Source organism: Vibrio sp. YYF0003 (genome assembly GCF_036350715.1).
In the GTDB taxonomy this organism is placed as follows: domain Bacteria; phylum Pseudomonadota; class Gammaproteobacteria; order Enterobacterales; family Vibrionaceae; genus Vibrio; species Vibrio natriegens.
This window is the reverse complement of record NZ_JAZDWA010000005.1, coordinates 12591-25477: the sequence shown is the minus strand read 5'-3', so window position 1 is coordinate 25477 and position 12887 is coordinate 12591. Positions and strand designations below refer to the sequence as shown.

At 44.5% G+C, this 12887-nt stretch carries 15 protein-coding genes; 9 read left to right on the top strand and 6 right to left on the bottom strand.

Annotated features, from left to right (window positions below):
* Positions 1-86 precede the first annotated feature (86 nt).
* Positions 87-632 carry a 1,6-anhydro-N-acetylmuramyl-L-alanine amidase AmpD gene (gene ampD, locus V1U08_RS14970; protein WP_330470927.1) on the bottom strand — a complete coding sequence of 182 codons (546 nt, stop codon included), beginning with the start codon at positions 630-632 and terminating at the stop codon, positions 87-89.
* 92 nt (positions 633-724) lie between these two features.
* Between ampD and nadC the strand changes: the two genes are divergently transcribed.
* The 8 genes from nadC to yacG all read left to right on the top strand — a co-directional run bounded on the left by nadC (position 725) and on the right by yacG (position 7850).
* On the top strand, positions 725-1612 hold the full coding sequence (gene nadC, locus V1U08_RS14965; RefSeq protein WP_020333946.1) for a carboxylating nicotinate-nucleotide diphosphorylase: 888 nt from the start codon (positions 725-727) through the stop codon (positions 1610-1612).
* Between the two features lie 258 nt (positions 1613-1870).
* Positions 1871-2320, top strand: coding sequence for a pilin (locus V1U08_RS14960; protein WP_330470926.1), 450 nt, complete (start codon positions 1871-1873; stop codon positions 2318-2320).
* A 3-nt stretch (positions 2321-2323) separates the two neighbouring features.
* Positions 2324-4009 (top strand): type IV-A pilus assembly ATPase PilB, encoded by a 1686-nt coding sequence (gene pilB / locus V1U08_RS14955; protein ID WP_330470925.1) that lies wholly within the window; start codon positions 2324-2326, stop codon positions 4007-4009.
* A gap of 30 nt (positions 4010-4039) precedes the next feature.
* Positions 4040-5263, top strand: a complete 1224-nt coding sequence (locus V1U08_RS14950) for a type II secretion system F family protein (RefSeq protein ID WP_330470924.1) — start codon at positions 4040-4042, stop codon at positions 5261-5263.
* A 67-nt stretch (positions 5264-5330) separates the two neighbouring features.
* Positions 5331-6200 carry a prepilin peptidase gene (locus V1U08_RS14945; RefSeq protein ID WP_330470923.1) on the top strand — a complete coding sequence of 290 codons (870 nt, stop codon included), beginning with the start codon at positions 5331-5333 and terminating at the stop codon, positions 6198-6200.
* Positions 6201-6815: a dephospho-CoA kinase gene (gene coaE / locus V1U08_RS14940; RefSeq protein WP_014232954.1), complete on the top strand. Its 615-nt coding sequence runs from the start codon at positions 6201-6203 to the stop codon at positions 6813-6815. It begins immediately after the preceding gene.
* Positions 6816-6841: 26 nt separating this feature from the next.
* Positions 6842-7582 carry a cell division protein ZapD gene (zapD, locus tag V1U08_RS14935; protein ID WP_014232955.1) on the top strand — a complete coding sequence of 247 codons (741 nt, stop codon included), beginning with the start codon at positions 6842-6844 and terminating at the stop codon, positions 7580-7582.
* A 73-nt stretch (positions 7583-7655) separates the two neighbouring features.
* Positions 7656-7850, top strand: coding sequence for a DNA gyrase inhibitor YacG (gene yacG, locus V1U08_RS14930; protein WP_014232956.1), 195 nt, complete (start codon positions 7656-7658; stop codon positions 7848-7850).
* A gap of 341 nt (positions 7851-8191) precedes the next feature.
* Here the strand turns inward: yacG and rplS are convergent, their stop codons facing one another.
* The 5 genes from rplS to ffh form a co-directional block, all read right to left on the bottom strand.
* Positions 8192-8545, bottom strand: a complete 354-nt coding sequence (gene rplS, locus V1U08_RS14925) for a 50S ribosomal protein L19 (RefSeq protein ID WP_005379971.1) — start codon at positions 8543-8545, stop codon at positions 8192-8194.
* 40 nt (positions 8546-8585) lie between these two features.
* A complete protein-coding gene (gene trmD, locus V1U08_RS14920; RefSeq protein WP_014232957.1) occupies positions 8586-9347 on the bottom strand; it encodes a tRNA (guanosine(37)-N1)-methyltransferase TrmD in 762 nt (253 codons plus the stop codon).
* A gap of 27 nt (positions 9348-9374) precedes the next feature.
* The gene (gene rimM / locus V1U08_RS14915) at positions 9375-9923 is read right to left on the bottom strand and encodes a ribosome maturation factor RimM (RefSeq protein WP_014232958.1); all 549 of its coding nucleotides are present in this window, start codon (positions 9921-9923) and stop codon (positions 9375-9377) included.
* Positions 9924-9953: 30 nt separating this feature from the next.
* A complete protein-coding gene (rpsP, locus tag V1U08_RS14910; RefSeq protein ID WP_005379962.1) occupies positions 9954-10202 on the bottom strand; it encodes a 30S ribosomal protein S16 in 249 nt (82 codons plus the stop codon).
* A gap of 208 nt (positions 10203-10410) precedes the next feature.
* Entirely contained in the window at positions 10411-11793 is a 1383-nt protein-coding gene (ffh, locus tag V1U08_RS14905) for a signal recognition particle protein (protein WP_014232959.1), read from the bottom strand.
* Between the two features lie 224 nt (positions 11794-12017).
* Between ffh and V1U08_RS14900 the strand changes: the two genes are divergently transcribed.
* Positions 12018-12812, top strand: coding sequence for a cytochrome C assembly family protein (locus V1U08_RS14900; protein ID WP_014232960.1), 795 nt, complete (start codon positions 12018-12020; stop codon positions 12810-12812).
* Positions 12813-12887: the final 75 nt, after the last annotated feature.

Here is a 12887-nt window from a genome sequence, read left to right as displayed (position 1 = left end):
TATTTTTTGTATACAAAAAGGCATGGTTTCAACCATGCCTTATTGATTCTAGCTTTTATAATTTACATATTTATCACAACTTAATTTCAAATCAGTCGTCGATACTTGACCCAGTCAAAGCTTAGGCCAGGGTCGCTTTTTCTCAGCGGGGCGATGTACTGGTGGCCAGTAATTCGTTGGGGAGTAATGTTAGGGTATTGCGACATGATCGCTTGAGATAAACCTGCAAGTGACTGATATTGCTCGTCTGTGTATGCGACAAACTCAGTCCCTTCCAGTTCAACACCTATCGAATAGTCATTGCATCCAGCTCGTCCGGCAAAACTTGACTGGCCAGCATGCCATGCTCTATCGAGAAAGGACACAAACTGTACAATCTCGCCATTTCTCTTAATTAAGCAATGAGCCGAAACCCCCATTTTGTGAATTACTTCAAAAAATGGATGCGCTTTAGGGTCCAATTTCCCGCAGAAAAAGTCCTCTATATAAGGACCACCAAACTGGCCGGGCGGCAAACTGATGTTATGCACAACAAGCAGAGAGATATCATTGCTATCTGAACGAGCATCAAAAAAAGGCGACGGAACATGCTTTGCTTGCGTCAACCAGCCATTCTCGATTATTGGGGGCATATCAACCTCTATACTTTGCAAATTAACTGCTGAAATTATTGACACCGGAGAGTATCATTCGTTGCCATCTCCCTTTCAAGACTAGATTTGCGATGAAGAACACACACAACAGCCAAGAACGCCTGGAATACCTGAAACAACAACTTCCTCTGGAGATCACTCGCTCCGTCGCCGACACCTTAAAAGAAGACCTCGGCGGCACAGTGGATATCAACAACGATATCACCGCATCTCTTATCCCTGAAGATGCCGTTAACACTGCGACGATCATTACACGTGAGCACGGTGTGTTCTGCGGTCAGGCTTGGGCAGATGAAGTATTTAAACAGTTGGGCGGTAAAGTGACTATCGAGTGGTATGTACAAGACGGTGACAAGGTTGAACCAAACCAGACACTTTGTACCTTATCAGGCCCTGCTCGTGACCTGCTTACTGGCGAGCGTAACGCGATGAACTTTATTCAGACGCTTTCTGGTTGTGCGACCACAACATCCGTGTACGCAGAAAAGATCGCGCACACCGAGTGCCGTCTGTTAGATACGCGCAAAACTATTCCGGGTCTGCGTAGCGCTCTAAAATACGCCGTCGCTTGTGGCGGTGGCTTTAACCATCGTATCGGCGTATTCGATGCCTACCTCATTAAAGAAAACCACATCATTGCCTGCGGTGGCATCACTCAAGCGATCACAACAGCAAAAGAGTTGAACCCTGGCAAACCAGTCGAAGTAGAAACAGAAAGCTTAGACGAGTTAAAAGAAGCGATTGAAGCCGGTGCGGACATCATCATGCTGGATAACTTTACCAAAGAGATGATGCGTGAAGCAGTAGAAATCAACGCAGGTCGCGCAGCATTAGAAAACTCTGGCAACATCACCTTAGACACCATCGCAGAATACGCGGAAACTGGCGTAGATTACATCTCTGTCGGCGCGCTAACCAAGCACCTGAAAGCGATGGATCTTTCGATGCGCTTCAAATAATCAATTGACAAAAACCATATTAGACAAACAAATTCAACAAGTTACAAAACAAACATTAAATAAAGGGCCCTTTGGCCCTTTATTTTTATTCGTAAAAAGCCAAATCAATCGCAATTCGTTGCATATCAAATGTAATTAAGCATTAAAGATATCTATCTGACTCGATCACCCGCTGCCTGCCAGTTTTCACCACTTCTTACTCTCCATAATCTTGTGCCAATGCAACAGCATTATCTATCTCATGAGAAGGAAGAGAAAATGAAGTCAAATAAACAGAAAAAACAGCAAGGCTTTACGCTGATTGAATTAATGATTGTGGTCGCAGTGATAGGTGTTTTAGCAGCTATCGCTATTCCTCAATATCAAAACTATGTAGCCAAATCTGAACTCGGAGCCGGGTTAGCTACAATTACGTCAATACGAACAAATGTAGAAGATTATATGGTGACAAACGGATCTTTCCCGGATAACTCAGCAGCAGGTCAAAAACCAGAGGATCTGGGGGTGATTCAACCCAAAAATGGAACTATCTCATTTGATAAAGAAAAAGGTCTGATACTTCTTACTTTCGCGGCGACTGGAAATAGCCCGGACATCAATGGCGAAAAAATTGCCCTCCAAAGAGCTACAGGCGGAAAATGGGAGTGTAAGGCCAGCCCCGTAAAAAAACTCCTTCCAAAATCATGTGATAATGATAGTACCTTATAAGCAATGGAGAGCAACCTCTCAACGATTCTTCGTCAAATGGGATTAATCAATTTACACCAAGAAGAATCGTTAATAGAGCAAGTCAACGCTTCCGGTATTTCGATGCCGGAAGCGTTAGTTAACTCTGGCATATTCACCTCTAGTGAACTCGCGACTCACCTTAGTTCTACCTTTGGTTTACCCTACGAATCCTTATCTCACTATGATTACACCGCCCTGTGCCAAAAATTGGGGCTACGTGAACTGATCACGAGTCACCATGCATTGCCACTGGAGCGAACGCCTTCGACGTTAACTCTCGCCATTGCCGACCCAACGAACCAACAAGCTGAAGATGATTTTCGCTTTGCTACCGGATTACAAGTCGACTTAGTTATCGCTGATTTTTCGGAGCTTGATGCTGCGATTCGCCGTTTGTACGGTCGTGCGTTAGGTCAGGAAAAATCGGGCTTAAAAGAGATCAACCAAGAAGAATTGGCTAATTTGGTTGACGTCGGTGCTGATGAAATCGATAACATCGAAGACTTAAGTCAGGACCAATCTCCGGTTAGTCGCTATATCAACCAAATTTTACTTGATGCTGTGCGTAAAGGGGCATCTGATATCCACTTTGAGCCTTATGAAAAAATGTATCGGGTTCGCCTACGCTGCGACGGTATTCTGATTGAGACTCAACAGCCGCCAAGCCATTTAAGTCGACGCTTATCAGCCCGAATCAAAATTCTGTCCAAACTTGATATTGCTGAAAGACGCATGCCGCAAGACGGTCGAATAAAGTTAAAGCTTAATCAAGACACTGCCATTGATATGCGAGTGTCCACCTTACCCACTCTGTTCGGTGAAAAAATCGTATTGCGACTGCTCGACAGCAGCTCAGCTTCTCTGGATATAGATAAACTAGGCTACAGTGACCAGCAAAAGCAGCTGTACTTAGATGCTCTGCGTCGCCCACAAGGCATGATTTTAATGACTGGCCCAACCGGCAGCGGCAAAACCGTCTCGTTGTACACAGGGCTGAGCATACTCAATAAACCAGAGATCAATATTTCTACGGCTGAAGACCCGGTCGAAATCAACCTCTCCGGAATTAATCAGGTTCAGGTTCAGCCTAAGATAGGCTTTGGTTTTGCCGAGGCGCTGCGCTCTTTCCTGCGTCAAGACCCTGATGTGGTCATGGTGGGAGAAATCCGCGATTTGGACACAGCAGAAATCGCGATTAAGGCCTCACAAACCGGACACTTAGTCTTGTCGACACTCCACACAAATTCAGCCGCTGAAACCGTTATCCGCCTAACGAATATGGGTGTTGAAAGCTTTAACCTCGCCTCTTCGCTCAGCCTTATTATTGCCCAACGCTTAGCTCGTAAACTTTGCCCGCACTGTAAACAGCCTCAAGAAGTTACCGCCGCATTACAACATATCGGCATTCAAGCAACTGACCAGATTTATCAAGCCAACCCAAATGGCTGCAACCACTGTACACACGGCTATTCGGGAAGAACAGGCATCTATGAGGTAATGCGTTTCGATGAAACCCTATCCGAAGCACTGATTAAAGGAGCCTCTGTAAATCAACTGGAAAAACTCGCCATCCGTAACGGGATGAGCACACTACAAATGTCAGGTATTGAAAAGCTTAAGCAAGGCGTCACAAGCTTTAGCGAACTGCAGCGCGTGCTCTACTTTTAAATTCACTTTGAACTAGCAGCCATTTAGCCTATGAAAACGACGACCCCACAACTAAAGAACTTCCGCTGGAAAGGCATTAATAGCTCAGGAAAAAAAACTTCTGGGCAAACGCTGGCCATGAGCGAAGTGGAAGTACGAGAACGACTCAGCGCTCAGCACATAAAAATAAAAAAACTGAAAAAAAGCAGTATTTCTTTTTTAACCAAAATGAGCCATCGGGTAAAAGGCAAAGACATCACCGTTCTTACTCGCCAAATTTCGACTATGCTGGTCACCGGTGTCCCACTCGTTCAGGCGTTGAAATTGGTTTCCAACAACCATAAAAAAGCCGAGATGAAGTCTATTTTAATGAGCGTAACTCGAGCAGTTGAAGCGGGCACGCCGATGTCGAAAGCCATGCGCACCGCCAGCACACATTTTGACGCACTTTATACTGACCTCATCGCAACAGGAGAACTCTCAGGTAATCTGGCAGAAGTCTTTGAACGACTGGCCACTTATCGTGAAAAAAGTGAGGAACTCAGAGCGAAAGTTATCAAGGCCCTGATCTACCCAGCCATGGTTATGTTGGTTGCGCTCGGCGTGTCCTATCTCATGCTCACTCAAGTTATCCCCGAGTTTGAAAAAATGTTTTCTGGGTTTGGGGCTGAGTTACCTTGGTTCACCAGACAAGTACTGGACTTGTCTGCGTGGATGCAAAATTGGGGTTCATTCATCGCTCTTGGGGCACTTAGCCTAGTTATATCAGCAAGAATACTGGTAAAACGTTCTGATTCTTTTCGCTTGATGATGGATCGAGCCATATTGAGAATTCCAGTTCTTGGCGCTGTGTTGTCCAAGGCTGCAATTGCTAAATTTAGCCGCACCCTGGCCACCAGCTTCAGTGCTGGTATTCCTATTCTGACCAGTTTAAAAACCACCTCCAAAACGTCAGGAAATCTGCACTATCAGCTGGCAGTAGAAGAGGTCTATCGTGATACAGCCGCTGGTATGCCAATGTATGTCGCGATGCGTAACTGCGATGTTTTCCCTGAATTAGTGCTACAAATGGTGATGATAGGAGAGGAGTCCGGGCGGCTTGACGATATGCTCAATAAAGTTGCTACGATCTATGAATTCGAAGTAGATAATACCGTCGATAACCTAAGTAAGATTCTTGAACCGCTGATTATTGTTTTTCTAGGTGTGGTCGTTGGTGGATTAGTGACAGCAATGTACCTGCCAATCTTTAACTTAATGAGTGTATTAGGCTAAAATGGAGGCTGTAAATTAATCATTAAAACAGCACCTTGCCGTTTGATGCACCGCTCAAGAGACAAATATGGAAGTATTTCAGTACTACCCATGGTTATTCGTTGTATTCGCCGTGGTTTTTGGTTTGATCGTGGGAAGTTTTCTCAATGTCGTTATCTATCGACTTCCAAAAATCATGGAGCTGGAATGGCGCCGTGAATGTGCTGAGTCTTTTCCTGAATACAATATTGAATCACCTAAAGAAGTACTCACATTAAGCGTACCCCGCTCATCTTGCCAACAGTGCGGTACTCCGATTCGCATTCGCGATAACATCCCGGTTATCAGTTGGCTACTTCTGAAAGGTAAATGCCACAGCTGTAGCGCACCGATCAGCGCCAGATACCCACTTGTAGAAATACTGACGGCAGCCTGCTCCGGCTACGTTGCGTTTCATTTTGGATTCAGCTATTTCACTATTGCGCTAATATTCTTTACTTTCATTCTGATCGCAGCGACGTTTATCGATCTCGATACCATGCTGCTGCCCGATCAATTAACATTGCCATTAACTTGGGCTGGCATTGCTCTAGCATTGTTCGAAGTCAGTCCTGTTAGTCTGCAAGATGCCGTGATCGGTGCAATCGCTGGCTATTTATGTCTCTGGTCTGTTTATTGGGGCTTTAAATTGCTCACTGGCAAGGAAGGCATGGGCTATGGCGACTTTAAGCTACTCGCAGCGCTTGGCGCTTGGCTGGGTTGGCAAGCTTTACCAATGATCATTTTGCTTTCTTCTATCGTAGGCGTCATATTTGGAATAATTCAGCTACGATTGCAGAAGAAAGGGATCGAAAAGGCCTTCCCTTTCGGTCCTTACTTAGCGATTGCCGGATGGGTAAGTTTACTCTGGGGTGATCAATTTCTAAATTGGTATTTCACATCAATTCTAGGAGCGTAAATGGCTTTGGTTATTGGCTTAACAGGCGGTATCGCTAGCGGTAAAACCACCGTGGCGAATCTGTTCAAGCAGCAATTTAAAATCGACATCGTTGATGCAGATATTGTTGCAAGAGAAGTCGTCGAACCCGGAACTCCGGGACTGACAGCAATTATTGAGCACTTTGGTAGCGATATTGTTCGTGACGATCAAATGCTCGATCGGGCAAAATTAAGAGAGAAGATCTTCTCGAACCCAGATGAAAAAGACTGGCTTAATAAGCTATTGCACCCGATCATTCGCGAAAAAATGGTAGAAGACTTACAGCAAGTCACCTCTGATTATGCGCTTCTGGTTGTGCCGCTACTGGTAGAGAACCAACTAGAAAGCTTGTGTGACCGTGTTCTGGTGGTGGATGTCGATCCTGAAACGCAAATATCGCGTACGATGAAACGCGATAATGTCAGCGAAGAACAAGCCCGTGCGATACTTGTATCCCAGGCATCAAGACAGCAAAGGCTCGATATGGCAGACGATGTGGTTAAAAATAACCCGGATGACCAAGATCTTTTGCTTCAAATCACAGATTTGCATGAAAAGTACCTAGCCATGTGTAAGAAAAATCTGCAAAATTAGAATGAAATTCACCAAGGCTTATGTCGATGACCACGCACAAATTTGAACATCCGTTAAATGAGAAAACTCGTATTTATCTAAGAGTAGAGTCTCTGCTGCGTCAGGCTCACTTGGCTTCTGGCTTTGCTGAAAATCATCAGTACCAGCTCTTTTTCCGTGCGTTGTTTGATATGGTTGAGATTTTTGAGCAACTGCAGCTGAAAAGTGAACTGGCCAAAGATCTTGAAAAACAGCGTTTGAGTTATCGACACTGGCTCCATGTGGAAGGTGTCGACCAAGAGGCACTGACGTCCTTACTCAATGATATCGATGTGGTGCACAAACAATTAATGCGCGCTGAAAGGTTTGGTCAGGCACTGAAAGATGATCGATTCTTAAGCTCTATCAGACAACGATTTAATCTGCCTGGTGGCTCTTGTTGTTTTGATTTACCAGCTTTGCACTACTGGCTGCATTTACCACTTGATCGTAAAAAGCAGGATGCACAAAAATGGCTGGATAGCTTGAAGCCGCTTTCGGATGCGTTGAACTTATGGCTAAAGTTAACCCGAGAAACCGGGCAATTTAAAGCTCAAATCGGCCGTGCGGGCTTCTTCCAGAGCGATGCTGATGAAGCGAATATTCTGAGACTTCATATCCCTATGGAGCACGGCGTCTACCCAATGATTTCAGGTCATAAAAACCGCTTTGCGATTAAGTTTATGTCGTTTGAAAGTGGTCAAGCTTGCACTCAAGATGTCGAGTTTGAATTAGCGGTATGTAGCTAGCCGAAACTCACTCAACTACTATTTCATTATTCCTCTATATTCGAGAAACATTGTTAATTCAGAGAACCAACCCATGTCTAAAATTACTATCGTTCAATGCCCTCAATGTGGAGCCGACGTAGAATGGGGAGAGCAAAGCCCTCACCGACCATTTTGTAGCAAAAAATGCCAGATGATTGATTTTGGTGAATGGGCAGACGAAGAGAATGCCATTGCTGGCGCGCCAGACATGTCAGACAGTGACGGCTGGTCAGAAGATCAATACTAGGTTCTAGGTTCTAGGTTCTAGGTTCTAGGTTCTAGGTTCTAGGTTCTAGGTTCTAGGTTCTAAAGATTGAGGAAGTTGGCGTGAGAGCGTCAACTTTTTTATTGCCTGTCGAAAAGCAGTTCTCTTTCTCTACTGGTTTACCGCCTTTCTATCTGCAATTCGGCTTAGTTTCAGAGGATTAAGCGAAGGTGTATTTTACTATAGCAAGGAGAAGGAACGGAGTTTACGCCAGTAAATGAGTACCGCCGACACAGCTATAGTGAAATACAACCAGCTTAAACCCAGAAATAAAAAAACGGAGCCCAAAAGGACTCCGTTTAATGAGAACGCTAGTTATAGCATTACTTCTTAGCAAGTTTCTCTTTGATACGAGCAGACTTACCAGAACGCTCACGTAGGTAGTACAACTTGGCACGACGTACTGCACCACGGCGTTTAACTTCGATGCTATCAACGATTGGAGAGTGTGTTTGGAACGTACGCTCAACACCTTCACCGTTAGAGATCTTACGTACAGTGAAAGCAGAGTGTAGACCACGGTTACGGATTGCGATTACAACGCCTTCGAAAGCCTGTAGACGCTCACGGTCACCTTCTTTTACCTTAACTTGAACAACAACAGTGTCACCTGGTGCAAATTTAGGTAGGTCTGATTTCATTTGCTCTTCTTCAAGAGCTTTGATGATGTTACTCATTTTAAAATTCCTAGAATAAACTGATACTAAATAAATTAGGTTACTTTGCATTCTGTTCGTTAACGGCTTTATGCTCATTAACAAACTCGGCAAGTAATTGTTCCTGTTCGTCAGTCAGAGCTAGGTTTTCCAGGAGTTCTGGTCTTCTTAGCCAAGTTCGGCCCAGCGACTGCTTGAGTCGCCATTGACGAATGTCCTTGTGATTACCTGACATCAGTACCGCTGGTACTTCTTTGCCATCCAATACTTCAGGACGCGTATAGTGAGGGCAATCTAGCAAACCATTAGCAAAAGAATCTTCTTCTGCTGACGAGAAATCACCCAGCACTCCCGGTATAAACCGAGAAACTGAATCAATTAACGTCATGGCTGGTATCTCGCCACCCGTCATCACAAAATCCCCAATCGACCATTCTTCGTCGACTTCGGATTGAATGATGCGCTCATCTACCCCTTCATAACGGCCACAAATAAGAAGTAAATTCTCATTTGTTGCCAGTTCTTCAACCCCTTGCTGGTCGAGTTTGCGACCTTGAGGAGAGAGGTAAATGACTTTCGTCTTACCCGGTGAGGCTTGCTTAGCGGTATGAATGGCATCGCGCAAAGGCTGAACCATCATTAACATACCAGGGCCACCACCGTAAGGTCGGTCATCGACAGTTCGATGTTTGTCGTGAGTGAAATCTCGAGGATTCCAAGTCTCAATCGACAAAAGACCTTTTTTAACCGCTTGACCTGTTACTCCAAAATCAGTAACAGAACGGAACATTTCAGGAAAAAGGCTAATAACGCCAACCCACATGTTTATCTCGCTCTGTAATTTTGGAGATTAGAATCCAGGATCCCAGTCAACTTCGATCCGTTGAGCTTCGCGATCAACTTTAATGATCACTTGCTCTTCAAGGAACGGAATTAATCGTTCCTTTTGCCCGAAAGCATCTTTAAGATTTGCTTTAACAACCAGAACATCGTTTGAGCCAGTTTCTAGCATGTCAGTAACGACACCTAGATCGTAACCTTTAGTGGTTACTACTTGCATCCCAAACAATTCACGCCAGTAGAACTCATCTTCTGACAATTCAGGTAGTACCGCAGGGTCAATAGCAATTTCAAAGTTCGTCATTAAATGCGCGTCTTCACGAACATCCATGCCTTCCAGCTTAGCCACCATACCTTTGTTATGGCGCTTCCAGCTTTCTACTTTGTATTCAACCCATGTGCCCTTTTGGTTAATGTACCAAGGACTGTAATCGAAAATGCTTTCAGCATTGTCTGTGTAGGAAAAAACCTTAAGCCAACCTCGAATGCCGTAAGTAGCACCAAACTTGCCTACAACAATCTTTTCGTTGCTCATTGTTTCTTTACCTTTCATCGACATAAACTAGTTTCTACTTCTAACAGTAAAAAATTAAGCCGCTTTTTGAGCGTCTTTAACTAGCTTAGCAACGCGGTCAGATACAGACGCGCCTTGACCAACCCAGTGGTTAACGCGGTCTAGGTCTAGACGTAGACCTTCTTCTTGACCTTTAGCAGTTGGGTTAAAGAAACCAACTTTCTCGATGAAACGGCCAGTTGCAGCGTTGCGGCTGTCCGCTACTACGATTTGATAAAATGGACGCTTCTTAGCGCCGTGACGTGCCAAACGAATGGTTACCATGTCGTCCTCTTTGCTTTCTCAAAAATAAAATTAACCCCAAGAACCATTCAATAAATGAACAATTTGGGGCTCGTGCCAAAATAAAGCTCCGGAATTTTACTCTTATGCCGGAGCAATGCAAGGGATTTAGTTACTTTTTCACCAACATAAATTGAAATTAAAGTTTGTGATGTAGCTAACACCCTGAAACTATAGTGTGAGCGAGTGATTATCGACCAAATGGGTTGAAACCACCACCTCCGCCCATGCCACCCATCATGCCTTGCATGTTGCGCATCATGCCTTTCATGCCGCCTTTTTGCATCTTCTTCATCATTTTCTGCATCTGGGTGAACTGTTTTAGCAGACGGTTTACGTCCTGAACCTGCACACCTGAACCTGCAGCAATACGCTTCTTACGCGAACCCTTGATGATTTCTGGGCGTTGACGCTCTTTCATCGTCATAGAGCTGATGATCGCTTCCATTTGCTTAAACATCTTGTCATCGACTTTATCTTTGACATTGTCAGGTAGCTGAGACATGCCTGGAAGTTTATCCATCATGCCCATCATGCCGCCCATGTTTTGCATTTGGCCTAGCTGTTCACGGAAGTCTTCTAAGTCGAAGCCTTTCTTCTCTTTGAACTTTTTCGCCAGTTTTTCTGCTTTTTCTTGGTCAACGTTACGTTGCAGGTCTTCAATCAAAGACAGAACGTCACCCATGCCAAGAATACGTGATGCTACGCGGTCTGGGTGGAAAGGTTCTAGTGCGTCAGTTTTCTCACCAACACCCAGGAATTTGATTGGTTTACCCGTGATATGACGAACCGATAGCGCCGCACCGCCACGAGCGTCACCATCAACTTTGGTTAGAATCACACCCGTAAGTGGCAGTGCATCACCAAAGGCTTTAGCGGTATTCGCCGCATCCTGACCTGTCATTGCATCAACAACAAACAGTGTCTCGACAGGGTTAATCGCAGAGTGAAGATCTTTAATCTCACCCATCATCTGTTCATCAATCGCCAAACGACCAGCGGTATCGACAATCAGAACGTCGTAGAATTTCTTCTTCGCGTGGTCGATTGCTGCGTTCGCAATATCAATAGGCTTTTGGTCTGGTGAGGACGGGAAGAAATCAACACCAATGTCTGATGCCAGTGTTTCTAGCTGTTTGATCGCCGCAGGACGGTAAACGTCGGCAGACACAACCAGTACTTTCTTCTTATCACGTTCTTTTAACAGCTTGGATAGCTTACCTACCGATGTGGTTTTACCCGCACCTTGTAGACCTGCCATCAAAAGCACTGCTGGCGGCTGAGCGGCTAGGTTCAGAGCTTCGTTAGACTCACCCATTACAGCTTCAAGTTCGCCTTGAACGATCTTAATAAACTCTTGACCCGGAGTCAGAGATTTAGAAACTTCTACACCAACCGCTTTTTCTTTAACGCGGTTTACAAATTCACGAACAACAGGAAGCGCAACGTCCGCTTCCAAGAGTGCCATTCGCACTTCACGTAGGGTTTCTTTAATGTTGTCTTCTGTCAGACGACCTTTGCCACTGATATTTTTCAGCGTTTTGGATAATCGATCCGTTAAATTCTCAAACATCTTTGTCTCTTCGCTAAAATGGCGATTAATTAGTGTGAGTATACCTTAGCCAAGGTCTGAGTCATACCCGTACCGCTGCTCTATTATTGTCTCTATTTCTATATGGAGGGGTAACTTATTAATTTCAATATCTCATCTATCGCGATTGTTGTCGCATAGAGCGTAGCCGCAAAGAGTAATGCAAGGTATAATTTCTCTATTGTGCACAACAACATTTAGGATTCATGGATAGCGTAATTGCCATCGCGGCCGCCATACTTTACGTATTAGCGATTGCGACGATCATACCCGGACTTTCACAGCAGTCAGTCATCAAAGCAAAAACCGTATTTGCCAGCGCTGCCTGTGCGCTTGTTTTCCATGCGTGGTTATTGAGTGATCTGATCCTCGATGGTTCTGGTCAGAACTTTAGTATTCTTAATGTCGCCTCTCTTATCAGTTTCATCATCTCTCTGGTGATGAGCGTTGCGATGCTAAAGAACCGGCTTTGGTTTCTGTTGCCTGTTGTCTATAGCTTTGCTGCCATCAACTTATCTGCCGCGGCTTTTTTACCAAGCACCTTCATCAAGCATTTAGAAAACGATCCTAAGCTACTCATTCATATTTCTTTTGCTCTGTTTTCTTATGCCACTCTGAGTATTGGTGCGTTGTATGCGCTGCAACTCGCTTGGCTGGACCACAAACTGAAAACCAAAAAGTCTCTGGCAATCAACCCTAATTTACCGCCATTACTCATGGTTGAACGTCAGTTGTTTAAAATTATTTTGATTGGTAATTTGCTTCTTACGGCTACGCTTATTACTGGCTACGTGTTTGTTCAAGATATGTTCGCGGAAGGAAAAGCGCATAAAGCCATTCTTTCTTTCATTGCTTGGGTGGTCTATTCAGTATTACTGTGGGGCCATTATCAAAAAGGTTGGCGCGGAAGAAAAGTGACCTGGTTTGCCGTTGCGGGAGCCACATTACTCACTCTGGCTTATTTCGGCAGTCGCTTTGTAAAAGAGATCATTTTGAATTAAGGCGTCCACAAACCCTTTATATTCAAAGTTAAATCAAATACAGTACCGTAAATCTATGACTTAACAGTTATACAT

Coding starts and splice junctions, on each gene's coding strand:
- ampD (WP_330470927.1), bottom strand. CDS start 632: ATGCCCCCAATAATCGAGAATGGCTGGTTGACGCAAGCAAAGCATGTT.
- nadC (WP_020333946.1), top strand. CDS start 725: ATGAAGAACACACACAACAGCCAAGAACGCCTGGAATACCTGAAACAA.
- V1U08_RS14960 (WP_330470926.1), top strand. CDS start 1,871: ATGAAGTCAAATAAACAGAAAAAACAGCAAGGCTTTACGCTGATTGAA.
- pilB (WP_330470925.1), top strand. CDS start 2,324: ATGGAGAGCAACCTCTCAACGATTCTTCGTCAAATGGGATTAATCAAT.
- V1U08_RS14950 (WP_330470924.1), top strand. CDS start 4,040: ATGAAAACGACGACCCCACAACTAAAGAACTTCCGCTGGAAAGGCATT.
- V1U08_RS14945 (WP_330470923.1), top strand. CDS start 5,331: ATGGAAGTATTTCAGTACTACCCATGGTTATTCGTTGTATTCGCCGTG.
- coaE (WP_014232954.1), top strand. CDS start 6,201: ATGGCTTTGGTTATTGGCTTAACAGGCGGTATCGCTAGCGGTAAAACC.
- zapD (WP_014232955.1), top strand. CDS start 6,842: ATGACCACGCACAAATTTGAACATCCGTTAAATGAGAAAACTCGTATT.
- yacG (WP_014232956.1), top strand. CDS start 7,656: ATGTCTAAAATTACTATCGTTCAATGCCCTCAATGTGGAGCCGACGTA.
- rplS (WP_005379971.1), bottom strand. CDS start 8,545: ATGAGTAACATCATCAAAGCTCTTGAAGAAGAGCAAATGAAATCAGAC.
- trmD (WP_014232957.1), bottom strand. CDS start 9,347: ATGTGGGTTGGCGTTATTAGCCTTTTTCCTGAAATGTTCCGTTCTGTT.
- rimM (WP_014232958.1), bottom strand. CDS start 9,923: ATGTCGATGAAAGGTAAAGAAACAATGAGCAACGAAAAGATTGTTGTA.
- rpsP (WP_005379962.1), bottom strand. CDS start 10,202: ATGGTAACCATTCGTTTGGCACGTCACGGCGCTAAGAAGCGTCCATTT.
- ffh (WP_014232959.1), bottom strand. CDS start 11,793: ATGTTTGAGAATTTAACGGATCGATTATCCAAAACGCTGAAAAATATC.
- V1U08_RS14900 (WP_014232960.1), top strand. CDS start 12,018: ATGGATAGCGTAATTGCCATCGCGGCCGCCATACTTTACGTATTAGCG.